Source organism: Bacillus sp. PK3-067, from assembly GCF_056738645.1.
This window is the reverse complement of sequence record NZ_CP096490.1, coordinates 4,077,335-4,100,724: the sequence shown is the minus strand read 5'-3', so window position 1 is coordinate 4,100,724 and position 23,390 is coordinate 4,077,335. Positions and strand designations below refer to the sequence as shown.

Below are 23,390 nucleotides of genomic sequence, written 5' to 3'. Positions count from 1 at the left end.
AAACATGGAAACGAGGCAACAATGGGGAACGAGAGCTGGATTTATTTTCGCAGCGGTCGGATCTGCCGTTGGATTAGGAAACATATGGCGTTTTCCTTATACAGCGTATGAAAATGGAGGAGGAGCATTCTTTTTACCGTATTTATTTGCATTATTAACGACTGGTATTTCATTGTTAGCGTTTGAGTTTGCCCTTGGTCATCGTCATCGTGGCTCAGCACCACTTACATTTTTCCGTATTAGCCCGCGTGCAGAATTTATTGGATGGTGGCAAATGTGCGTAACATTTATTGTTTCAACATATTATGCAGTGATTATTGCTTGGTCTATATCGTATACATACTTTGCAATTACTGGAGCATGGGGAAAAGACACGCAATCATTTTTATTTAAAGAGTACTTACATGTTGCAGATAAGCCAGGACAATTTGGAGGACTTGTACCAGAAGTATTAATTCCGTTAGCTCTCGTTTGGATTATTGTGCTTGGCGTTGCATTTAAAGGAGTTAAAAAAGGAATCGAAGTTGTTAACCGTATATTTATTCCTTTATTAGTTGTTATGTTCCTTATTATCGTTGTTCGTGCAGTGACGATGGAAGGTGCTATGCAAGGACTAGATGCATTCTTTAAACCAGATTGGAGTCTTATTTTTGATGGGAAAGTATGGCTTGCTGCTTACGGTCAAATATTCTTTAGTTTATCTTTAGCATTTGGAATTATGATTACGTATTCTAGTTATTTACCGAAAAACTCGGATACAACAAATAATGCCTTTATTACTGGATTTGCAAACTCAGGATTTGAATTATTAGCAGGTATTGGGGTCTTTGCAGCTCTTGGATTTATGGCAAATAATATGGGAGTACCGGTTGATAAAGTAGCAAGTGCTGGCGTTGGGCTTGCATTCGTAGTATTTCCCCAAATTATTAATGAATTGCCGATGTCACCGTTGTTTGGTGTTTTATTTTTCTTATCGTTAACGGTTGCTGGAATTACATCACTTATTTCACTCGCGGAAGTATGCTTTGCCGCTGTATCTGAAAAATTCAGTTTAAGTCGGGAAAAAACTATTGGAATTATGGGAACCCTTCTCGTGTTAGTTTCTCTTGTTTTTGCAACACGTGGTGGACTTATGTTCTTAGATGTTGTCGACTATTTCGCTAATAATTTCGGATTAATTACAATTGCACTTGCGGAAGTAGTTACGATAGGGCTCATTTTACGCCGTTTACCAGTTTATCAAAATCATGCAAACTTCGTATCTGATATTAAATTAGGAACGTTTTGGAGAGTGAGTTTACTCGTTATTACTCCGCTTATGTTAGGGTATATGCTAATTGATGGTACAATCCAAAATATTAAAAAGAACTACGGAGATTATCCGACTGAGTTTGTTGTAACGTATGGTTGGTCGATAGCAGCAGCATTCCTCATAGTTGCAATAATCATTGGCCTGAAAAAATGGGATGCACAAATTCATTCGGATTCTGCCAAGCTTGAAAAAGAATGGAAAGATCGAGGTGTTTCATAATGAGTGGATCAGCGATTATGATGATGGTTATTGGAATAGTAGTCATTTGGGGAGGGCTTGCATTAAGTATTGTAAACTTATTTAAGAAAAAGGCATAAGTAAAAAACATCTGTACCGAAATGGTGCAGATGTTTTTTTATGAAAAAATTGTATTAGAAAAAAATTCAATAACCATACTACAACTACGAGGAAGAGTGAAGGGGTGAATGAAAGTTGGAACAAACGATTTATATTAAAATGCGCAATCGTTTAAAAGTTTCTCCTACTTATGAAGTAAAGCTGGGCGATGTTGCTCAACTTGCCGGAGATTCTTCCGTAGTTGAGTTGTTACAAAATGAGATAGTTTACAAAATAACAGCGCATGATAAGACGCATGTTGTAATTGATGTTATGAAAGTAATTGAGATTATTCAACAGAAAGCATCTCATGTACAAATTAATTTACTCGGTTCTGGACAAACTCTTGTTGAAATTATATACGAAAAAAAGAAGACACACCCAATTTTTTTCGGGCTTGTATGGCTGTTACTGTTCATTGGAGCGGCCCTTGCGATTATTTATTTCCATGAAGATGTAAGTATGCAACAAGTACATCAACGGTTATATTACATGATTACTGGAGAATTTAATGCGCAACCACTTTTATTTCAAATCCCTTATTCTTTAGGTCTTGGCTTAGGGATGGTTTTATTTTTTAATCATGTATTTCAAAAGCGAATTAATGAAGAGCCGAGTCCGTTAGAAGTTGAGATGTTTCAATACCAACAGTCACTTGATCAGTATGTAATCGTTAATGAAAACAAGGATAATATGAAACAACTTGCCGATGATTGAGTCTGGATTTGTTATTTTAATTGGTTTAGCTGGAGGGATTGCGGTAGGTAGCGGATATGTCGCATTTTTAGCTGTACTTGGTATAATCCCCCGTTTAGCCCAATTAACGAGAAGTGGAAAGCATATTCAATATTTTGAGTGGGCAGTCATTGCAGGTACTTTAACAGGGGCTTGGTGCAGTTTGAAAAATATTACATTTCAAACGTCGCAGTATTGGCTCGTTATATTAGGGATATTTTGTGGCACATTCATCGGAATGCTTGCTGCGGCATTAACAGAGGTGTTAAATGTTCTGCCTATTTTAGCGAAACGAGTAGGGGTAGAGGGGAAGATTATTGTTTTACTCGTTGCTCTTGTACTTGGAAAAGTAATAGGATCGTTGTTTCACTGGATTTATTTCGTAAAGTAGGAGGCAGTATATAAATGACAAGTCAGAAATTGAAGGATGATTACATAAATAAAGTGAAGGAGTATCATCCAAAGCCAAACTATTTACTAAATTGTATCAAAGCATTTCTTGTAGGTGGACTCATTTGCACAGTTGGAGAAGTATTGATGAAATTTTATATACATTATTTTCACTTCAGTGAACAAGAGGCAGGAAACCCAACTGTTGCAACCCTTGTTTTATTATCCGCGATTTTAACAGGGTGTGGTGTATATGATAAAATCGGTCAATTTGCTGGAGCAGGATCAGCGGTACCGGTAACAGGATTTGCAAATTCTATGGCGAGCGCTGCCTTAGAACATAAGAGCGAAGGGGTTGTTCTAGGGATTGCTACAAATATGTTTAAACTGGCAGGAAGTGTGATTGTATTTGGGGTTGTTGGTGCATATATCATTGGGTTAATAAGGTATACCTTTAAAATTTTTATGTCTTAAAGGAGGGCTAGTATGAGGTTGACCGGAAAACAAACGTGGGTATTTCAAAATGATATATATGTGAATGCAACGGGTACTGCTGTCGGTCCGAAAGAAGCTGAGGGCCCTCTCGGGAAAAAATTTGATATTTCATATGGTGACTTGCATTGTGGAGAAGAAAATTGGGAGCTTGCCGAACGAAGATTAATGTCAGACTCAATTCAACAAGCAGTGCAAAAAGGGAATATAAAAACATCGCAAATTGATTTCTTTTTAGCGGGAGATTTATTAAATCAAACAGTGACAGCAAATTATGTTGCGCGTAAGTGGGGCATTCCTTTTTTAGGAATGTTTAGCGCTTGTGCGACGTCTATGGAGACTTTAGCAGTTGGCTCAGCTTTTATAGACGGTGGATTTGCAAATCGTGTCTTAGCTACAGTAAGTAGTCATAATGCAACGGCTGAAAGACAATTTCGCTATCCAACAGAGTACGGTGGACAAAAGCCAGGGACAGCAAATTCAACTGTGACTGGTGCAGGATCTATATTAATTAGCAATGAAAAAAGTGCAATTAAAATTACGTCGGCTACAATTGGAAAAGTGCAAGATTTAGGAATTACAAATCCTTTGGATATGGGGGCAGCGATGGCTCCAGCAGCAGCTCATACAATTCAACAACATTTTGAAGATTTAAGAAGAAGTGCCGATGATTATGATTTGATTGTTACGGGTGATTTATCAGCTGTTGGGACGCCGATTGCGAAACAACTTTTACTTGAGGAAGGTTATGATCTTGGGCATATATACAATGATTGTGGATTGATGATTTATGAATCAAGTCAAGAAGAAGTGTTTGCAGGTGGTAGTGGTTGCGCTTGTTCAGCAGTTGTCACATATGGTCATTTATTACACGAGATGCAAAAAGGGAATTTACAACGAATTTTTGTCGTTGCGACTGGTGCATTATTAAGCCCGATGATGATGCAACAGAAGGAAACGATTCCAACAATTGCACATGGTGTCGTATTTGAGAGAGTTAAAGGAGAGTGAATTGTGGATTTTATATATGCATTTCTTGTAGGTGGAGTTATTTGTTTAATTGGGCAACTATTGTTAGATTTCGTAAAGTTAACACCAGCTCATTTAATGGCAACTTTTGTAGTCATCGGAGCAATTTTAGATGGATTTGGATTGTACGATAAACTAATAAAGTTTGCAGGTGCTGGAGCAACAGTCCCTATTACAAGTTTTGGACATTCACTATTGCACGGAGCAATGCATGCAGCAGAAAAACATGGATATTTAGGAATTGGTATTGGCATGTTTAGTTTAACGTCTGCGGGCATTTCCGCAGCGATATTGTTTTCGTTTTTTATAGCACTTATATGTAAACCGAAAGGATAAATCAAATGAGACGAAGGGTTGTTTTGGTCACAGATGGAGATGAATATGCAAAGCGGACAATTGAGCTTTTAACGAAGGAATTTGGGGGAAGGTGTATTTCAGCATCACAAAGTAATCCAACCAAATTGACAGGGAAAAAAGTTGTTGAGCTTATTATGCAAACGCCATATGACCCTGTATTTGTCATGTTTGATGACAGTGGATTTATTGGAGAAGGATCTGGTGAAAAGGCTTTAAAATATGTGGCTACCCATAAACAAATTGATGTGCTCGGTATTTTAGCGGTAGCGTCTAATACGCATCATTGGGAATGGGCACGTGTAGATGTAAGTGTAGATCGGAATGGGAATTTAACCGAATACGGTGTTGATAAATTTGGACTTCCAGATGGCGAAATTGGCAGAATTAGCGGAGATACAATTTATTGTTTAGATGACTTGAATGTTCCTGTCATCGTTGGAGTCGGTGACATTGGTAAGATGTGTGGAAATGATGAATGGGAGAGGGGATCACCTATTACGAAGAAAGCAATTCAATTAATTTTGGAAAGGAGTGGTTTTTATGACGAAGCCTAAAAAAGTGGATATCCCTATATCAACTTTCATAAGTGACAATGAAAATTATTTAAAGCAGACAGTTGGGCTAGGCGTTACATACGATGTTGGCATTCGTAAATTTCAAATTTTGAATAAAGAAATTGGTGTGTTATTTGTAAACGGACTTTGTGATACAAATTATATTATCCCTATTTTAGAAGAAGCGGTGGATACAAATGAGATAAGGGATGTAGAAGAAGATACAGTGAAGCTTTTAGAGAATCGCTTAATCCATCAACAAGTAACTAAAGTGAAAACGATGGATGAGGTAATGCTCCAAGTATTATCAGGACTCATCGTGATATTTGTGGAAGGTGAAACGGAAGCGTTCGCAATCGATGTTCGTAGTTATCCAGGGCGAACGCCGACAGAACCAGATACCGAAAAGGTAGTACGCGGTGCAAGGGATGGATTTGTTGAAAATATCGTTGTAAATACAGCATTAATCCGTAGAAGAATTCGAGATCCACGTCTTCGAAATGAAATGGTTCGAGTAGGAGATAGATCACAAACGGATATTTGCATTACATACGTTCAAGATGTTGCAAATCCAGATTTAGTAAAGATTATAAAACAAGAATTAAATAACATCGATGTAGATGGAATTACGATGGCGGATAAAACAGTAGAAGAATTTGTTGTAAAGCAAAGCTATAACCCATTTCCACTTATTCGATATACAGAAAGGCCAGATGTAGCAGCAAATCATCTACTAGAAGGACATGTGTTAGTACTTGTTGACACATCGCCAAGTGCTATGATTACACCGACAACATATTTTCATCATTTACAGCACGCGGAAGAGTTTAGACAAAATCCAGCTGTCGGTACATTTTTACGCTGGGTGCGCTTTTTAGGTGTTATATTCTCGTTATTTTTATTACCATTTTGGTTAGTGTTTGTATTTGATCCAACTCTTTTGCCAGCAAATCTTGCTTTTATTGGACCGACTAAGATGACGCATTTACCAATTTTATTACAGGTGTTAATGGCAGAGGTCGGACTTGAGTTTTTAAGGATGGCAGCCATTCATACTCCAACGCCGTTATCGTCTGCAGCAGGGTTGATTTCCGCTATATTAATTGGTCAAATTGCAATTGATGTAGGTTTGTTTGTGCCAGAAGTAATTTTGTATGTAGCAGTTTCGATGATTGGTGCATATGCAACACCGAGTTATGAATTAGGATTAGGGAATAAGGTTGGGAAATTGTTTGTTATTATTTTAACAGGCCTCTTCCATGAGATGGGATTTGTAATTGGTATGACGATATTAATTTTATTTTTAACGTCTATAAAAAGTTTACAAACACCTTATTTATGGCCGTTTTTACCATTTGATTGGGGCGCATTAACAAAAATTTTACTCCGTCCAACGATGTCTAGTTTAAAAGTACGACCAAGTATTGTAAGACCTCAAAATGTAAAAAGACAAAAATAAACGGGATTATACACCCGTTTATTTTTTTTAGCAAAAATTTATTATTTTTTAACAAAAATCAAACATTTTTTGTGTACACTTAGAGTAGATATTGTGTATGGAAGGGGAAGAGGACATGATTAAATTATTTGTAAGTGATTTAGATGACACGCTCGTTTACGATGTGAATCATATGCAAAAAGAAGATGAACGTGCGCTGTGTTGGTTAGCTGAGAAAGGGACAAATATTTGTTTTGCCTCTGGCCGCTTTACACACAGAATTGATGAAGTTGTAAAAAGGTTTTCATTCCCATATTACACAACTGGCTTAAATGGAGCGACAATGTTGCTTCCGGATGGAAATTTATTTCATGAATCGAGTTTTGAAAATGTGGTTGCCCAGGAAATATATCGATATATACATAAAAAAGGACTAGCGGATATTGTTTGTGCAAACGAGCAGCGATATACAAAAAGGAAGAATGAACATCACCATAATTTTGAAGCGTATATGGGCGTGCATATCGCTGAAATTGAAGCGTTAGAAGAAGAGTTTGGTAAGACTGTACACCCTGCAAAATTGTTTGTTTTTGGAGAAGAAGAGAAAATTGTGACGTTAGATCAAGAGCTACGAGATACGTTTCAAGGCGAAGCGGAAGTTTTTATATCAGGTAAACGCTATGTTGATATTATGCCAAGAGGCGTGAGTAAGGGGAGTGCTCTAAAGCGACTAATGGATCATTTGCAAATTGAAGCAAATGAAGTTGCTTGTATTGGAGATTCTTTCAATGATATTTCTATGTTTGAAGTAACCCCGCATTCATTTACTCTTCATCATGCCCATCCATATGTAAAGGAGAAAGCAAATCATATAGTGCGTTCGGTTGAAGAGGCTGTTATGAAATTACCGTTACTTGTATAAAAAAGAAGCCCGTCACTGGCGGGCTTCTTTTTTACTTGAATAAAGATTTAACAAAATCAATGATACTTGAGAAGAAATCTTTCACTTTATCTAGAAAACTTTGTCCTTCTTCAGAACCTAAGAAGGCAGAAACGTGTTCTTTTGCTTTGTTTAATTGACTACCAACTTGATTCCAATCGATATTAAGATTTTTCATTTTATCAAATAACGATACTAAGTTATCTAACTGTTCATCTGTCAATGTAATGCCGAGTTGATCAGCAATTTTTTTAATTAATGAACGTAAATCTTCTGTTGTTTTTGGCTGTTCTTTTGCAATTTCTTCTTTAATTTTTGCAACAAGTTGAACTGCTTTTTCTTCACCAATTTTATCACCAAGCTGGGCTGTTTGTACCATTTCTTCATTCGCTACTTTTTTAACTTCTTCAGGAATTTGTTTATTGGACGCAGTTTCGTATGCTTTCATTAATCCAGTTAAAGCTGCAGTTCCTGAAACTTTAAAAGGTGCAGTAATTTGAATTTCTGCATCTTTTACACCTGCTGTAATCAAAGCGTTAGTGTACATTGCATCTGTTACCCAGTTAATGTTCTTTGATCGTACAATAAGACCAGATCCTGGTTTTGTGTATGTAATCATAGAAGAAGAAATTGCTCTCGTACCAATTTGTGCTTTTGGAACAATGCCTTCTAGAAATTTATGTTCTTCCGCATTAGATACAGTGATAATTGTAGCATCTTTTGGTGCTTTCATTTCTTTTAACAGATCTTGTTTTTGTTGTTCGGATAAGTTCTCTCCTAATGTAACAATTGATTCTCCCTCAATGATGTCTGCAAATGAAGCTGTTGGCATCATAAATACCGTTACAGCTAATAGCAGAGCTAATAATTTCGTTTTCACGAAAAATCGCTCCCTTTCTCTTTCTAAAATTTTCGGGCAACAAAGTTATTATAGTATATATTTCTTATTTGTCACCTAGCTTTTTCCACATTTCAAAAAAGAAGTATCTAGATTGTCGGATTCTTTTTGTTTCTAGTCATGAATGTGGTAATATAGTGCTGAGATAGTTGAAAGGAGACATATACGTATGAAAACTTTAGGATACATATTAATGGAAAACGGTGAAAAAATCGACTTGGAATTTTTCCCAGAAGAAGCACCGAAAACAGTAGAAAACTTTAAAAAATTAGCAGAGCAAGGATTTTATGACGGTGTTACATTCCACCGTGTTATTCCTGGCTTCGTAAGCCAAGGTGGAGACCCAACAGGTACAGGTGCAGGTGGCCCAGGTTACTCTATTCCATGTGAAACTGATGGAAACCCTCATAGACACCTTGTAGGATCACTTTCTATGGCTCACGCTGGCCGTAACACAGGCGGTAGCCAATTCTTTATCGTTCATGAGCCACAGCCGCATTTAGATGGTGTTCATACTGTATTCGGTAAAGCAACAAGCGGTATTGAAACAGTATTAAAAATGCGTCAAGGCGATGTAATGAAAGAAGTTAAAGTTTGGGAAGAATAAGGTAAGGAAAAAGAGAGCTTTTGCTCTCTTTTTTATTTTTAATGAGATTGAGTACTACTTCTACAGCTCATCATACAAGTAGTATTGTTGCTAAAATATATTGTTTGTGAGAACAAACCTTTAACCAATTACATAGAATACATTACATTATATGTTTCAATAAATATTTTTTGTTATATTAATTTTGCTAGAATTGTGCTGCTTTAGAGTAACTATAAATGAAGTGCTGTTGAATGATATGTTTCTTTCCATTCCATATAAAATTTTCTTTTTTTAACTCTATTTATTAAAGGAATAGTGCTGAAACATAGATTTGACTTTCTTCTTTTCGCTTTGTATGATTATCAAGTTGTTTTAGACTCTTCTCACTCTGTTGAAAATATTGTAAAATGAATGTGATATGAAAAGAGTGATTGAGGGGATTACTAGTTTGTAACTTTTGTAAGAAGGGATAAGGGTTATGTTAATTCGTTTTAAAAAAAGTTATGAAAAAATTGCAATGGGGCTTCTTTCGTTTATGCCAACTGAAAAAGATGTGAAAACATTACAATTGACAATGAAAGAATATGAAGCAAAAGATGATTGGCAATTGTATTTGTGGAAAGAAAATGAAGATTTTGTTGGAATAATGGGGATTGTAAAAAAAGAGAATCAAGTATTAGAAATTCAGCATTTGAGTGTGAACCCGTCTCATCGTCATGTGGGGATTGGGACGAAGATGGTTCAAGAGTTAAAGAGTAAATTTCTTGAGTTTACAATTTGCGGAAATGAGCAAACAGCAAGTTTTTGCGAAAAATGTAAAGGGCTAGAACAAAATATACATTCGTGAAAGCAGAGATAAGTAGTTTATTATCTCTGCTTTCTTTTTTGTAATTGTTCGTTTCGTTCAGTAATGACCTCTGTGCGATCACGCAAAGTGTGCTTGTTTATAATATATTCACCTGGGATAGCATTCAAGTCTTTCCAAGAGAGGTTTTGTTTTTGACATAACTCTATGCACTGCTTCTCTAACGATGAATCTGATAAGGGTAAAAATAAAGGTACAAAACGTTCTTTTTTATGGATAGATTGCAATCTTTCATTGAGCAAGGAAAGAAGTTGTACTTGATTAATTCCTAAACGTTGTAAAGGCACACCGCTTTTTTCTAAAATTGTAATTGCGCTTTTCATCATTTTTGTAGAACCATTCCAATTAGCACGTCTTTGGTGGTATAAAGAAACTGCAATTTGAATGAGACCAACTAAGTAATGATCACGATTACCTCTTGGTTTTGTCTTCCAATACTCTTCTAGTATTTCGTGGCATTCAAAATAGTCATAATCTCCATGGAAATGAATTAAAAATTGTATGTATTCGGTAGGATACATGTTTTCTCGCTCCTATCTAACGGTTATACATATAAGTGTATCATAGAAATATGAACAATAAACGACTAGGAGGTTTCCCCCTAGCCGTTATTGTTCATATTAGCAGAAGCAAGCTGCTCCTACAATAATTAGTAAAATAAACAGTACAACAAGTAATGCGAACCCACCGCTAAAACCACAATCAACGTGACCCATAGTTTTTTGACCTCCTACATTGTTCTTACTACACTGTTATCATATGAAGTGGTGGGCATGATGACATAGGCATCGGTCTATTTTTAATTAAATTTCTTAAAAAGGTTGGATAGAACATGAGTATGCTCTATACTTATGTTGTTATAGAAAAAATGTGGTGGGATGCTTTGTGCAATATAATTTTAAAGTAGAGGCTTTTGAAGGGCCGTTAGATCTATTGTTACATTTAATACATCGTTATGAAATTGATATATATAATATTCCTGTAGCAGATATTACAGAGCAATATTTATCTTATGTGCATACGATGAAAGAACTTCAATTAGATGTTGCAAGTGAGTATTTAGTAATGGCTGCAACGTTATTACAAATTAAAAGTAAGATGTTGTTGCCGAAACATGAAGAAGATGTACTTGATAACGGTGATGATTTTATAGATGATCCTCGTCAAGAATTGATGGAGAGGTTAATTGAATATAAGAAATATAAGCAAGTTGCTACTGAGTTAAAAGAAAGAGAACAAGAAAGAGCACAGCTATATACACGTCCACCAATTGACTTTACATCGTTGCAACAAGAAGAGGAGACAAGCTTACCTCTTGATGTTACGTTATATGATATGCTAGCAGCATTTCAAAAATTAATGCGCCGTAAAAAGGCAAAAAAACCTGTAACAACACGTATTACTCGTCAAGAAATACCAATTGAACAGCGAATGACTGATATTTTAAAACAGTTAAAAATAAAGGGTGGTCGCCAAAGTTTTTATGATTTGTTTGTTGATGATGAACGTGAAATAATGGTTGTAACATTTTTAGCAGTTCTGGAACTTATGAAAAACCAACAAATCATAATTGAGCAAGAACATAATTTTGATGAAATTTTCGTATCAAGCTCTAATAAATCTGCATAGAGCCAGTATGTGAAAATGGGATAGCAACATTTTATCTCATGCTATGTTTTAATGTATCGTTTGGAACAAGAGAAAAAATATTGAACCGAACGCATTAATTGTGATTCGGTTTTTTGATGTGTATTTTTATGAGAAAATAGAAGGAAGGAGCTCGTGAAATGGATAGGAAAGAACAAAAGTCAATTATTGAAGGCCTTTTATTTGTTTCTGGTGATGAAGGGATTTATCCAGAACAAATAGCGAAAGTTCTTGAAATTGAAATGAATGAAGCAATTAATATTTTAGAAGAAATGCAACAAGAATGTGAAGGTGCAAACCGTGGTTTGCAAATTGTACAGTATGCAAAAGTATATCGTTTTGCTACAAAGAAAGAACATGCTTCATATTATCAAAAATTAATAGATACACCAACAGCTGCTTCACTCTCACAAGCTGCCCTCGAAACGTTAGCGATTGTTGCATATCGCCAACCAATCACAAGGACTGAAATGGAAGAGATTAGAGGAGTTAAAACTGATAAGGCGTTACAAACGTTGGTTTCACATTTACTTATAAAAGAAATGGGAAGAGCAGAAGGACCAGGGCGTCCTATTTTATACGGAACAACAAAAGAATTTTTAGACACATTTGGATTGAAAACATTAGATGATTTACCACCGCTTTCTGAAGAGAATGAACAAATGAATGAAGCAGATTTATTCTTCGGTTCCTTACAAGAGATATCGAAATAAAAGCTTAGCATTTTGCTAAGCTTTTTTTGTATATCAATTATTTACAGTGCCATACTAAATGAAAAAAGGAGACGAGTTATGAGAGGTATGCGGATTATTTTATTATTAGTTTCTGTTTTATTATGTTTTTCTTTAAATAGCGCATCAGCTAAAAGGTATATGATGTCCATTCATACTACGTCTCCTTTACATATGCATCGGCAACATCTTAGTAAAATGAAAGTGAGCTTTTTAAAAGTGGGGCAAGGTGACGCAACACTTATTATAATGCCAAATGGACAAACAATGTTAATTGATGGAGGACCTTATGAAGCAGGAGAGGTTATTATTCAGAAATTAATTGAGAAAGGGATTAATCATTTAGATGTAATTGTCAGTACGCATCCCGATATGGATCATATAGGGGGGTTAATTCCAATTGTAGAGCAAATGCCGGTATCGCTTATACTAGATAGCGGAAAAACATATAGTTCTCTTACTTATCATACGTATCGGAATAATATAAAAAAAAGAGGGATACCTTTCGTTTCAGTAAAGGAAGGACAATATATACCGCTGGATCCACATGTTTCTATACAAGTATTAAACAACGGGAAATCAAAAGATGAAAATAATGAATCCTCAATTGTTTTAAAGGTGCGATATGGAAAAGCGGATTTTTTATTAATGGGTGACGCGGATGTACGGACAGAACATGAAATATTAAAACAATTTGATGTCCATGCAGATGTGTTAAAAGTGGGGCATCATGGCTCATATACTTCAACAAGTGAAACGTTTATAAAAAAAGTGGAACCGCAGTTTGCTATTCTATCGTACGGGAGTAATAATCCGTATGGACATCCTCACCAAAGTGTAGTGAAACGCTTAAAAAGGCACGGTATAATGGTATATAGAACGAATAAACGTACAGTAGAAATGGAAACAGATGGTGAACATATTATGTTAGAATCTAGCGGATTAATGCCATTGTTGAAGTGATTTCTATATTAGGGGGCGATACTGTCCCTTTTTGGAAAAATGAATAATATATATTATAATTATAAGAGACGTAAGAAATTTCCTTTTCTGTTGAATAAAAAGGAAATTTCATTAGAATGTATAGACAACTACTCGTGCGTATATTAAGATGGAACTAGGCGAATAAGGTAATAATAACAAGTAGGTAATTCATGGGAAAGGATCGATGAAAATGAAAACGCAAATTGTCATCAATGCCAAAATTTACACAGGTCAAGAAATAGTGGAAAACGGATTTATTCGTTACGCAGAAACCATTAAAGAAATTGGTTTGATGGCTCAATATGTACCACAAGAAAATGAAACTGTTTTTGATGCTACAGGGAAGATTATAATTCCAGGTATGATCGATGTTCATATTCATGGTGGATACGATATTGATGCGATGGATGCAAATAGCGATGGGTTAGTAACTCTAGGTAAAGAAATGTTAAAAGAAGGGGTTACAACTTACTTCCCAACAACAATGACACAAGCTCCAGAGGCAATTGAAGCAGCGTTAACTGCTGCGAAAGAAGCAAAAGAAAAAGGAGCGCATTTCGAATATATTCATTTAGAAGGACCTTATGTTTCAAAGAAACGTGCAGGTGCACAGCCACTTGAACATATCGTTCCTGCAAATATTGAGCAATTTAAACAATGGCAAGAAGCAAGTGGGAACTTAATTAAATTAGTAACATATGCACCAGAAGAAGAGGGAGCATTAGAGTTTGAACAATATCTTGCTGAAACTGGTGTAGTTGGCACAATGGGACATACAGATGCAATTGATGCGCAACTAAAAAATAGAAAGATTACACATGCGACACATTTATACAATCAAATGCGTGGATTACATCACCGTGAACCAGGAGTTGTGGGTCATGTGTTATTAAATCCAGATGTAATGGTTGAAGTAATTACAGATGGTATTCATATTCACCCTGACATGGTGAAATTAGCATATAAGTTAAAAGGACCGAAAAAAGTAAGTGTTATTACTGACGCAATGCGTGCAAAAGGTCTTGAAGATGGATTATATGAGCTTGGCGGACAGCCAGTACATGTAAAAGATGGTAGTGCTCGATTAGAAGATGGAACGTTAGCTGGTAGTATTCTAAAAATGGATCAAGCTTTCCGAAATGTAATTGAATTTACAGGTTGTTCAATCGAAGATGCAGTACTTATGACATCAGTTAACCAAGCAGAAGAGTTTGGATTAAATAATAAAGGTGCATTAGCGGTAGGAAAAGATGCAGACTTTGTTGTGATGAATGAAGATTTACATGTATATGATACGGTTCGTTTAGGAATTCATATGAAGGAAGGGAAGTAATTAAATGAATATTCTTGTTGTAAAAACTCCAGAAGAATTAGCAGAAGCAGGTTATAAATTAATTGAAGAAGTTGTAAAAACAAAAGAAAATCCAACATTAGGAATGGCTACAGGAAGCTCTCCATTAGGTATTTATGCAGAAATGCGAAAAAATAAACTTGATACAAGCCGTGTAACCACTGTAAACTTAGATGAGTACGTAAATTTACCACATGAAGATAAAAACAGCTATCACTATTTCATGCAAGAACAGTTGTTTGATCATCTTCCATTTAAACAAACTTATGTACCAAACGGGATGGCAAGTGATTTAGAGGAAGAGTGCAAACGTTACGAGAGCATTCTAGCTGCTAACCCAGTTGACCTACAGATTCTTGGAATCGGTGAAAACGGTCACATCGGATTTAATGAGCCAGGAACACCGTTTAATTCTCCAACAAACATTGTTGAATTAACAGAATCTACACGCCAAGCAAACCTTCGATTCTTCGAAAAAGAAGAAGATGTGCCAACTCATGCGATTACAATGGGAATTGGAAGCATTATGAAAGCGAAACAAGTTCTACTTGTTGCTATGGGTTCTAAAAAGGCAGAAGCTGTTAAAGAATTATTGCAAGGTGAATATAGTGAAGAGTGTCCGGCTACAGTTTTACAACGTCATCCGAATGTAACCGTAATCGCTGATCAAGAAGCTCTATCTTTATGCAGTGAGGCGATTGCTGATGAACATCGACAAGTATTCACCATTTCCGATCTATTATCAGATTCAAGAGTGGGTGAAACAGCTAATTGAGGACGGCGAATGGAAGCCGGGAGATAAAATCCCATCTGAGAATGAACTTTGTGATAAGTTCGAAGTGAGTCGAATGACAATCAGACAGGCGATTAATAATTTAGTGGAACAAGGCTATTTATATCGGAAGCGTGGAATTGGAACATTTGTCCAACTTCCGAAAGTGGAACAAAAATTGCAAGGAATGACGGGATTCACAGAAGACATGATTTCTCGTGGGATGAACCCAAGTAGTCAATTACTTAGTTTCCGCCTAGTTCCAGCTACTGCTAAAATAGCAGACCGGTTGAGAATACAGGAGGGGGAATCGGTTTATGAAGTGAGGCGTATTCGCTTAGCTGATGATGAACCGATTGCTTTTGAGACGACATATTTGTCGCCAGCTCTTGTAAAAGATATTAACGAAGAGATATTGCAACAATCTTTATATGAACATTTAGAGAAAAAACTGGGCTTTAAACTTGTTAGCGCTACTCAGTCAATTGAAGCTTCCGTTGCGACGGAAAATGAAGCTGAACATCTGCATATTCCTAAAAAGGCGCCTGTACTTGTAATGCGTCAATGGTCATATTCAGAAGGTGAGATACCGCTAGAGTACGTGAAATGTATTTATCGTGGAGATCGTTATAAATTTATTACGAATATCGCACGTAACAAATAGTATATTTCAGTTTGTGAAGTACAGTGGAATTGAAAATGGTTAACATGTAAAGAAATAAAAATACGACTCATCCTTATAAGGAATGAGTCGTATTTTTATTATGAGCAATTACGTGGTTAACAGCATCTTTGACGTGATTTACTACATAGTGAGCGTGTTTTTTTACTGCATCATCTGCTTGCGACATAGCAAAACTGTGAGGAGTTAAAGAAAACATAGGAATGTCATTATAAGAATCCCCTATACAAGCAATTTCCTCAGGTTTTATTTGAAACTCATTTAATAAAACAGAAATGGCAGAGCCTTTACTAACATTCGGTGGCATTACATCTAAACATTGTTCTGCTGAGATGAAAGTACTAACTTTCCCGTGGAATTTTTCATCAATTTTTTTCTGAAGGAGTTGTAAGCTCTCCTTTGTTCCACCGACAGAAATTTTATTTGGGAAAATTGTATCATCAATCTTCTGTAGTAAGTTTGGTTCTTCAACAGAAGTCATAGTTACTTGTTGTTCAAGTTCTTGAATGAAAGGTGTTTTCTCTTCAATGTAATAATTATGCTCATCACTTACATAACGGAAATAAGGATCTTCATTCGTCATAGCTAACAAATCGGGAAGTATGCTGGAATCAAAAGTTGCAGATAATAGTTGTTTATTTTCATGTGTATATACAAAAACACCATTTACACTAATGCGATGAAAATTTGTATTTACAGCTTTCATTAAGTCTGCAATTTCATTATCAAGTCTTCCGGAAGCGAAGCAAAGAATAACATTTTGCTCGGCAAGGCTGCGCAGTGCCGCAACATCTTGTTCGTCAATAAGACCTCCGTGTTGCATCATTGTACCATCGATATCACTTACAAACATTTTAATCATGCTGTTATCTCCTTTCTATGTACAGTTGCTCTTACATTATACGCATCATATATAAACATGTCTAAAAAATGAATTTTTATTAAATGGCAGATGTTTTACATTGACGACAAAGAAGAATATTCTGTAACATAAAAGTAGGCTATTTAAGTACGAGGGTGGTGTTATATGAGTAATTATCTAGAAATTAAAAAAGTTTTAAATAATAATGTCATCATTGCTAGCCATCCGGAACACGAGGAAGTAGTAGTGATTGGTAAAGGAATTGGATTTGGGAAAAAAGCGAAAGATGTATTGGAGCAAGAACAAATCGAAAAGATGTTTGTCTTAAAAAATGAACGTGATCGTGAACAATACAAATTATTAGTGCCGCATATTAGTGAAAAATTAATTGAATTGATGAACGATATTATGCTGTACATTCAAGGGAAAGCGAAATCGCCACTAAATGAACATATTCATATTGCGTTAACAGATCATATTTCATTTGCGATTAAAAGGTTAAAACAAGGACTTACAATTGATAACCCTTTTTTAGTTGAAACAAAAATGCTCTATCCAAAGGAATATGAAATTGCGGAAGGTGTTGTAGAACTTTTAAATTCTCGTTTGCAAATTACATTGCCAGAAGGAGAAATTGGTTTTATTGCACTTCACATTTACAGTTCGCTTACAAATTCTGATTTATCTTCAGTTAATCAAAACTCCCGTCTCATTGCACAACTTGTATCTTTAATTGAGACAAACTTACAAATTACATTAGATCAAGAGAGCATTCATTATTTACGTCTTATTCGTCATCTTCAATATGCTATTGAGAGGGTGAAAAAAGGAGAAAAAGTAGAGGAATCGCAAAGTTTTGCTGATTTATTAAAGGCGGAGTATCCAGCTTGCTATAACTTGGCTTGGAAGCTAGTTAAGGTCATGCAAAAAGAGTTGCAACTACCTGTATATGAAGCTGAAAGTATTTATTTAACGATGCACTTGCAACGCTTAGTAAAGGCAGAGCATGTGTAAAAAGCCATATATTTTTGTCTAAAATGAAAACGTTAAAAAAAATGATTGAATCGCTTACAATAGTTATGTATAATAACTATTGCAAAGTTATACAAATTTCGACAAACACATTAAGGTGAGTAACGAAAACGTTTGCCTTAATTATAGTGAACTTATACGTAAACCTATTTTTGACACGTGTTACTGATTCGATCAGGCATGAGTGGAGAAAAGTAAGGAATGTAAGCTAGAGAAAGGGATATACTACCCTTTGTATAGCTATCGTTCTATCTTTTTTTCCTCATGTCTTTTTGGCGTTTGTCGGAAGGTATCAATATAGATAAGAGAGGAAGGGTTTCCATGTTTAAGAAGATCTTTGGTGTTCTTCAAAAAGTCGGAAAAGCGTTAATGCTTCCAGTAGCGATTTTACCGGCGGCAGGTATTTTACTTGGATTTGGTAATGCATTTCAAAATCCACAGTTAACAAATGTTATTCCTGCTTTAAAAGCAGATTGGTTCGTAATGGTTGCAAAAATTATGGAACAATCTGGTGATATTATTTTCGCTAACCTTGCATTATTATTCGCAGTTGGGGTAGCAATTGGTTTAGCTGGTGGAGACGGAGTAGCTGGTTTAGCAGCATTCGTCGGCTACTTAATTATGAACAAAACGATGAGTGTGTTCTTAGAAGTAGATAAGCTAGTGAAAGTAACAAGTTCTGGAGCAGACCCAGTAAAAATTGGATTTGCAGATCCAGCGTATGCAAACGTATTAGGTATTCCAACGCTACAAACAGGGGTATTTGGTGGTATTATCGTCGGTATAGTAGCGGCATATTGCTATAATAAATACTTCAATATTGAATTACCATCATACTTAGGTTTCTTTGCAGGTAAGCGTTTCGTACCGATTGCAACTGCAACATTCTCTTTAATAGTAGGTATTATCATGTGCTTCGTTTGGCCATACATTCAAGGTGGCTTAAACACGTTCTCACATCAAATGATTGATGCAAATAGAACAATTGCAGCATTTATATTCGGTTTAATTGAACGTTCATTAATTCCATTTGGATTACATCACATTTTCTATTCACCGTTCTGGTTCGAATTCGGTCAGTATACAAATGCAGCTGGCGAATTAATCCGTGGTGACCAAAAAATCTTTATGGCACAGTTAAAAGACGGTGTAGAATTAACAGCAGGGACATTTACAACTGGTAAGTATCCGTTCATGATGTTCGGTCTTCCAGCAGCAGCTTTAGCAATGTACCATGAAGCACGTCCAGAAAATAAAAAATTAGCAGCAGGTATTTTAGGTTCTGCAGCATTAACATCTTTCTTAACAGGTATTACAGAGCCACTTGAATTTTCATTCTTATTCGTAGCGCCAGTATTATTCGGAATTCACGCTGTATTTGCTGGTCTATCATTTATGACAATGCAAATTTTAGGTGTTAAAATTGGTATGACATTCTCTGGTGGTTTAATTGACTTCCTATTATTCGGTGTACTACCAGGCCGTACAGCATGGTGGTGGGTAATTATTGTTGGTCTTGTACTAGCAGTTATTTACTACTTCGGATTCCGCTTTGCAATTCGTAAATGGAATCTAAAAACACCTGGTCGTGAAGTGGCAAATGCAAATGACGGCGCAGGAAAAGCAGAAGCAGGCGAACTCCCTCGTGAAGTATTAGTAGCACTTGGTGGTAAAGAAAACATTGCTTCTTTAGATGCTTGTATTACTCGTTTACGTGTTCAAGTTAACGAACAAAAGAATGTAAACAAAGACCGCTTAAAAGAACTTGGAGCAGCTGGTGTACTTGAAGTTGGAAATAACATTCAAGCTATTTTCGGACCGAAATCTGACACATTAAAATCACAAATTCATGATATTATGTCAGGTCGTACACCTCATGTTGAAAAAGAAGAACCTGTAAAAGTGGAAGAAACTCCTCAAAAAGTTGATGAAAATGAAACAATTGTATCACCAATCGAAGGAAAAATCTTACCAATTACAGAAGTACCTGACCAAGTATTCTCAGGAAAAATGATGGGAGACGGATTTGCAATTGAGCCAACTGAAGGAACAGTAGTTTCTCCAGTGAACGGTGAGATTGTCAATGTATTCCCTACAAAACATGCGATTGGTATTCAATCTGAAGGCGGAAAAGAAATTTTAATTCACTTCGGTATTGATACTGTAAAATTAAATGGTGAAGGTTTTGAAGCGCTTGTAGCACAAGGCGACAAGGTGAAACAAGGCCAACCATTATTAAAAGTAGATCTTGCATTTGTAAAAGAAAATGCACCATCTATCATTACACCAATTGTCTTTACAAACTTACAACAAGGGCAACAAGTCGAATTGAAAAAAGATGGAAATGTTAAGAAGGGCGAAACCGCTATTATTGACATTCAGTAGGAATTTGACGCAAAATGTTTATAATTATAATAGGCGATGTGGTTGACCGAACATCGCCTATTATATACAATAGATGATGTAGTACTCACGTCTATACAACTAAAAAATACTGTAATTTAAAGGAGATAAATTATCATGGAAAAAATCTTTAAAGTAACTAGCGACTCAGGAATTCATGCTCGTCCAGCAACTCTACTTGTAAACACTGCAAGCAAATTCGGTTCTGATATTAACTTAGAGTATAACGGAAAGAACGTTAACTTAAAATCAATCATGGGCGTTATGTCTTTAGGCATTCAACAAAACGCAGAAATTAAAATCACTGCAAATGGTGATGATGCAGCTCAAGCACTAGCAGCTATCGAAGAAACTATGAAAAACGAAGGATTAGGAGAATAATGACTCTTAACATTCAAGGGATCGCTGCATCAAGTGGGATTGCTATTGCAAAGGCTTTCAGACTTGAAAATCCTGAATTTAACATCGAAAAGAAATCAATTACAAACGAAGCTGCAGAAATTGCACGCTTAGACGCTGCGCTTGAGAAAGCAAAAACTGAATTAGAAGCTATTAAGGACCACGCATTTGCTGAGCTAGGTGCTGACAAAGCTGCAATCTTTGAAGCACATTTATTAGTGTTAAATGATCCAGAACTAGTAAACCCAGTAAAAGATAAAGTAAATAGCGAAAAAGTAAATGCTGAATTTGCAATGGATGAAGTTGCATCAATGTTTATTTCTATGTTTGAAAACATGGATAACGAATATATGAAAGAACGTGCTGCGGACATTCGTGACGTAACAAAACGCGTTCTTGCACATTTACTAGGAATTAACTTCTCAAATCCTGGTACAATTTCTGAAGAGGTAATCATCATTGCTGAAGATTTAACACCATCTGATACAGCTCAGTTAAACCGTAAGTATGCAAAAGGTTTCACTACTGATATCGGTGGACGTACATCTCACTCAGCAATTATGGCTCGTTCTATGGAAATTCCAGCTGTTGTTGGTACAAAAGTTGTTATGGAGAAAATCCAAAATGGCGATATCGTTATCATTGACGGTTTAGATGGAGAAGTAATTGTAAACCCATCAGAAGAAACTCTTCGTTCGTTTGAAGAAAAGAAAGCGAAATTTGAAGAGCAAAAAGCTGAATGGGCTAAATTAAAAGACCAAGCTACTGTAACAAGTGACGGACATCACGTTGAGCTTGTTGCAAATATCGGAACACCAAATGATGTACAAGGTATTATCGATAATGGCGGAGAAGGCGTTGGCTTATACCGTACAGAATTCTTATACATGGGCCGTGACAATCTTCCAACAGAAGAAGAGCAGTTCGAAGCGTATAAAGCAGTTCTTGAAGGTGTAAAAGAAGGTCAACCAGTCGTTGTTCGTACACTTGATATCGGTGGAGATAAAGAGCTTCCATACTTACATTTACCAAAAGAAATGAATCCATTCTTAGGATATCGTGCAATTCGCTTATGTCTTGATGAGCAAGATGTGTTCCGTACACAACTTCGTGCATTACTTCGTGCTAGCGTATACGGTAACTTAAAAATTATGTTCCCAATGATTGCAACTCTTGATGAGTTCCGTCAAGCGAAAGCAATTTTATTAGAAGAGAAAGCGAAACTTGTAGAAGCGGGTACAACTGTTTCTGATTCTATTGAAGTTGGTATGATGGTTGAAATCCCAGCTTCAGCAGTATTAGCAGATCAATTCGCGAAAGAAGTTGACTTCTTCTCTATCGGAACAAATGATTTAATCCAATACACAATGGCTGCAGACCGTATGAACGAACAAGTATCATACTTATACCAACCATATAACCCATCTATTTTACGTCTTGTAAAAATGGTTATCGATGCTGCTCATAAAGAAGGAAAATGGGCTGGTATGTGTGGTGAGATGGCGGGCGATTCACTTGCTATCCCATTACTATTAGGATTAGGGTTAGATGAGTTCAGTATGAGTGCAACATCTATTCTTCCTGCAAGAACACAGCTAAGCAAGTTGTCAAAAGCAGAAATGGAAACATTAGCAGAAAAAGCATTAATGATGTCAACTGCTGAAGAAGTTGTTGAACTAGTTAAAAGCATCTAATTAATAAAAAAACCTGAGTCGATTTGAAATCGGTCTCAGGTTTTTTCTATGAGAAAAGTAAATCTTATTTGCTTACTATCGAGGATAAGAGACAGAATTAGATAGCGATTGCAACGATATCAGTTGGGCATACACGTAAAATACCAGTAAAAGTATTTCGATTTTGATTGTTCTTATCGTCTTTATTGTTATCTTTGTTGTCTTTGTCATTACGAGCTAAAGCAGAGAAAAGAGCAACACCGTTAGCGAAACCTTCAAAAATTACATTGTTGAAAGTACCATTACCTCTAATGCTTAAAAGAGAAAGTTCTGTTCCAACTGAAATGCTAGCAAGTACGTTACATACAGCTGGTTGTTGTGGTCTAACCTCTCTCTCTCTCTCTTTCTCGCGATGGTCGCGCTCTCTTTCATGATGATGACATTCTCTAAAGTTATCACAGCATCCAAATGATCCAAACATAATCCTCATCACCCCCTTCACACTTATAATCTATGTAAGTTCGGTAGTTAGTGACTGGACAGAGAGTGGAATTTTTTCTAGGGGATTTTCTCATTTTAAATGACTAGCTGGGTGTTTAGTATGGAATGATGTTTAAAATAGGTGGAATATAACAAAAAAATGTAAAAACCACCGAAATAAATGAAATGGGTAGCCTTTACACTTTTTTACTTTTATATAAAACGATGATATATACAGGAAGAGCTAGGAGTAGTGGTACAATGGATCGTGCAGTATGTTTTTCTGATTCTAATTGGAATGCTTCTTCTTTTGGAAATTGTAAAATGGAGATGTTTGCGGCATCACCAATAAAATATAGAAGCAGTACAGTTACTATGTAACATAAAAGTGCGATAAAGCTTCCGTATGAACTCAATGAAAATCCCTCTCTTGTTATCT

At 36.0% G+C, this 23,390-nt stretch carries 28 protein-coding genes; 22 read left to right on the top strand and 6 right to left on the bottom strand.

The window, feature by feature from the left end:
• Positions 1–4 precede the first annotated feature (4 nt).
• From M1D73_RS20980 to M1D73_RS20935, 10 genes are all read left to right on the top strand, one after another.
• The gene (locus M1D73_RS20980) at positions 5–1,531 is read left to right on the top strand and encodes a sodium-dependent transporter (protein ID WP_000450081.1); all 1,527 of its coding nucleotides are present in this window, start codon (positions 5–7) and stop codon (positions 1,529–1,531) included.
• Positions 1,531–1,629: a methionine/alanine import family NSS transporter small subunit gene (locus M1D73_RS20975; protein WP_000016828.1), complete on the top strand. Its 99-nt coding sequence runs from the start codon at positions 1,531–1,533 to the stop codon at positions 1,627–1,629. The genes M1D73_RS20980 and M1D73_RS20975 overlap by 1 nt, the downstream gene beginning before the upstream one ends.
• Before the next feature lie 139 nt (positions 1,630–1,768).
• Positions 1,769–2,365: a stage V sporulation protein AA gene (locus M1D73_RS20970; RefSeq protein WP_002026275.1), complete on the top strand. Its 597-nt coding sequence runs from the start codon at positions 1,769–1,771 to the stop codon at positions 2,363–2,365.
• Entirely contained in the window at positions 2,358–2,774 is a 417-nt protein-coding gene (gene spoVAB / locus M1D73_RS20965; protein ID WP_000572936.1) for a stage V sporulation protein SpoVAB, read from the top strand. The genes M1D73_RS20970 and spoVAB overlap by 8 nt, the downstream gene beginning before the upstream one ends.
• A gap of 14 nt (positions 2,775–2,788) precedes the next feature.
• A complete protein-coding gene (gene spoVAC, locus M1D73_RS20960) occupies positions 2,789–3,247 on the top strand; it encodes a stage V sporulation protein AC (protein ID WP_000203810.1) in 459 nt (152 codons plus the stop codon).
• A 12-nt stretch (positions 3,248–3,259) separates the two neighbouring features.
• The gene (spoVAD, locus tag M1D73_RS20955; protein ID WP_001241166.1) at positions 3,260–4,276 is read left to right on the top strand and encodes a stage V sporulation protein AD; all 1,017 of its coding nucleotides are present in this window, start codon (positions 3,260–3,262) and stop codon (positions 4,274–4,276) included.
• Between the two features lie 3 nt (positions 4,277–4,279).
• Entirely contained in the window at positions 4,280–4,630 is a 351-nt protein-coding gene (spoVAE, locus tag M1D73_RS20950) for a stage V sporulation protein AE (RefSeq protein WP_000345916.1), read from the top strand.
• Between the two features lie 5 nt (positions 4,631–4,635).
• Positions 4,636–5,205, top strand: coding sequence for a stage V sporulation protein SpoVABEA (spoVAEA, locus tag M1D73_RS20945; RefSeq protein ID WP_001254415.1), 570 nt, complete (start codon positions 4,636–4,638; stop codon positions 5,203–5,205).
• The gene (spoVAF, locus tag M1D73_RS20940) at positions 5,192–6,664 is read left to right on the top strand and encodes a spore germination protein SpoVAF (RefSeq protein WP_481157962.1); all 1,473 of its coding nucleotides are present in this window, start codon (positions 5,192–5,194) and stop codon (positions 6,662–6,664) included. Before spoVAEA ends, spoVAF begins: the two co-directional genes overlap by 14 nt.
• A gap of 97 nt (positions 6,665–6,761) precedes the next feature.
• Positions 6,762–7,565, top strand: coding sequence for a Cof-type HAD-IIB family hydrolase (locus M1D73_RS20935; protein ID WP_002026273.1), 804 nt, complete (start codon positions 6,762–6,764; stop codon positions 7,563–7,565).
• Positions 7,566–7,596: 31 nt separating this feature from the next.
• Here M1D73_RS20935 and M1D73_RS20930 read toward each other — a convergent pair whose 3' ends face one another.
• Positions 7,597–8,463, bottom strand: a complete 867-nt coding sequence (locus M1D73_RS20930) for a DUF1002 domain-containing protein (protein WP_000850515.1) — start codon at positions 8,461–8,463, stop codon at positions 7,597–7,599.
• Between the two features lie 187 nt (positions 8,464–8,650).
• On the opposite strand from M1D73_RS20930, the gene M1D73_RS20925 reads away from it, so the two are divergent.
• Complete coding sequence (locus M1D73_RS20925) at positions 8,651–9,088, top strand: peptidylprolyl isomerase (protein WP_000853782.1); 438 nt, start codon at positions 8,651–8,653, stop codon at positions 9,086–9,088.
• Between the two features lie 460 nt (positions 9,089–9,548).
• Positions 9,549–9,917 carry a GNAT family N-acetyltransferase RibT gene (gene ribT / locus M1D73_RS20920; protein ID WP_000908401.1) on the top strand — a complete coding sequence of 123 codons (369 nt, stop codon included), beginning with the start codon at positions 9,549–9,551 and terminating at the stop codon, positions 9,915–9,917.
• A 20-nt stretch (positions 9,918–9,937) separates the two neighbouring features.
• On the opposite strand, the gene M1D73_RS20915 is transcribed toward ribT, so the two are convergent.
• Together M1D73_RS20915 and M1D73_RS20910 are read right to left on the bottom strand one after the other, a co-directional pair.
• Positions 9,938–10,456, bottom strand: a complete 519-nt coding sequence (locus tag M1D73_RS20915) for a DUF309 domain-containing protein (protein WP_000283597.1) — start codon at positions 10,454–10,456, stop codon at positions 9,938–9,940.
• 99 nt (positions 10,457–10,555) lie between these two features.
• Positions 10,556–10,651: a YjcZ family sporulation protein gene (locus M1D73_RS20910; protein WP_000510194.1), complete on the bottom strand. Its 96-nt coding sequence runs from the start codon at positions 10,649–10,651 to the stop codon at positions 10,556–10,558.
• Between the two features lie 169 nt (positions 10,652–10,820).
• On the opposite strand from M1D73_RS20910, the gene scpA reads away from it, so the two are divergent.
• The 6 genes from scpA to M1D73_RS20880 all read left to right on the top strand — a co-directional run bounded on the left by scpA (position 10,821) and on the right by M1D73_RS20880 (position 16,084).
• Positions 10,821–11,564, top strand: a complete 744-nt coding sequence (gene scpA / locus M1D73_RS20905) for a segregation/condensation protein A (protein WP_001199753.1) — start codon at positions 10,821–10,823, stop codon at positions 11,562–11,564.
• 158 nt (positions 11,565–11,722) lie between these two features.
• On the top strand, positions 11,723–12,295 hold the full coding sequence (gene scpB, locus M1D73_RS20900; protein ID WP_000375168.1) for a segregation/condensation protein ScpB: 573 nt from the start codon (positions 11,723–11,725) through the stop codon (positions 12,293–12,295).
• Positions 12,296–12,373: 78 nt separating this feature from the next.
• Complete coding sequence (locus M1D73_RS20895; protein WP_001214826.1) at positions 12,374–13,276, top strand: ComEC/Rec2 family competence protein; 903 nt, start codon at positions 12,374–12,376, stop codon at positions 13,274–13,276.
• Positions 13,277–13,487: 211 nt separating this feature from the next.
• Positions 13,488–14,630 (top strand): N-acetylglucosamine-6-phosphate deacetylase, encoded by a 1,143-nt coding sequence (nagA, locus tag M1D73_RS20890; protein ID WP_002179749.1) that lies wholly within the window; start codon positions 13,488–13,490, stop codon positions 14,628–14,630.
• Between the two features lie 4 nt (positions 14,631–14,634).
• Positions 14,635–15,423, top strand: a complete 789-nt coding sequence (gene nagB, locus M1D73_RS20885) for a glucosamine-6-phosphate deaminase (RefSeq protein ID WP_001024210.1) — start codon at positions 14,635–14,637, stop codon at positions 15,421–15,423.
• Positions 15,353–16,084, top strand: coding sequence for a GntR family transcriptional regulator (locus M1D73_RS20880; protein ID WP_014894892.1), 732 nt, complete (start codon positions 15,353–15,355; stop codon positions 16,082–16,084). Before nagB ends, M1D73_RS20880 begins: the two co-directional genes overlap by 71 nt.
• Before the next feature lie 73 nt (positions 16,085–16,157).
• Here M1D73_RS20880 and M1D73_RS20875 read toward each other — a convergent pair whose 3' ends face one another.
• The gene (locus tag M1D73_RS20875) at positions 16,158–16,964 is read right to left on the bottom strand and encodes a Cof-type HAD-IIB family hydrolase (protein ID WP_000594243.1); all 807 of its coding nucleotides are present in this window, start codon (positions 16,962–16,964) and stop codon (positions 16,158–16,160) included.
• Positions 16,965–17,129: 165 nt separating this feature from the next.
• Between M1D73_RS20875 and glcT the strand changes: the two genes are divergently transcribed.
• The 4 genes from glcT (at position 17,130) to ptsP (ending at position 22,492) form a co-directional block, all read left to right on the top strand.
• The gene (gene glcT / locus M1D73_RS20870; RefSeq protein WP_000073860.1) at positions 17,130–17,978 is read left to right on the top strand and encodes a glucose PTS transporter transcription antiterminator GlcT; all 849 of its coding nucleotides are present in this window, start codon (positions 17,130–17,132) and stop codon (positions 17,976–17,978) included.
• A gap of 339 nt (positions 17,979–18,317) precedes the next feature.
• On the top strand, positions 18,318–20,381 hold the full coding sequence (gene ptsG, locus M1D73_RS20865; RefSeq protein WP_000473178.1) for a PTS glucose transporter subunit IIABC: 2,064 nt from the start codon (positions 18,318–18,320) through the stop codon (positions 20,379–20,381).
• Between the two features lie 135 nt (positions 20,382–20,516).
• Positions 20,517–20,780: a phosphocarrier protein HPr gene (gene ptsH, locus M1D73_RS20860; protein ID WP_000411080.1), complete on the top strand. Its 264-nt coding sequence runs from the start codon at positions 20,517–20,519 to the stop codon at positions 20,778–20,780.
• Positions 20,780–22,492: a phosphoenolpyruvate--protein phosphotransferase gene (gene ptsP / locus M1D73_RS20855; RefSeq protein ID WP_000174207.1), complete on the top strand. Its 1,713-nt coding sequence runs from the start codon at positions 20,780–20,782 to the stop codon at positions 22,490–22,492. The genes ptsH and ptsP overlap by 1 nt, the downstream gene beginning before the upstream one ends.
• Positions 22,493–22,589: 97 nt before the next feature.
• Here the strand turns inward: ptsP and M1D73_RS20850 are convergent, their stop codons facing one another.
• Positions 22,590–22,952, bottom strand: coding sequence for a DUF3915 domain-containing protein (locus M1D73_RS20850; protein WP_000468041.1), 363 nt, complete (start codon positions 22,950–22,952; stop codon positions 22,590–22,592).
• A 196-nt stretch (positions 22,953–23,148) separates the two neighbouring features.
• Positions 23,149–23,367: a hypothetical protein gene (locus M1D73_RS20845; RefSeq protein ID WP_000100485.1), complete on the bottom strand. Its 219-nt coding sequence runs from the start codon at positions 23,365–23,367 to the stop codon at positions 23,149–23,151.
• Positions 23,368–23,390: the final 23 nt, after the last annotated feature.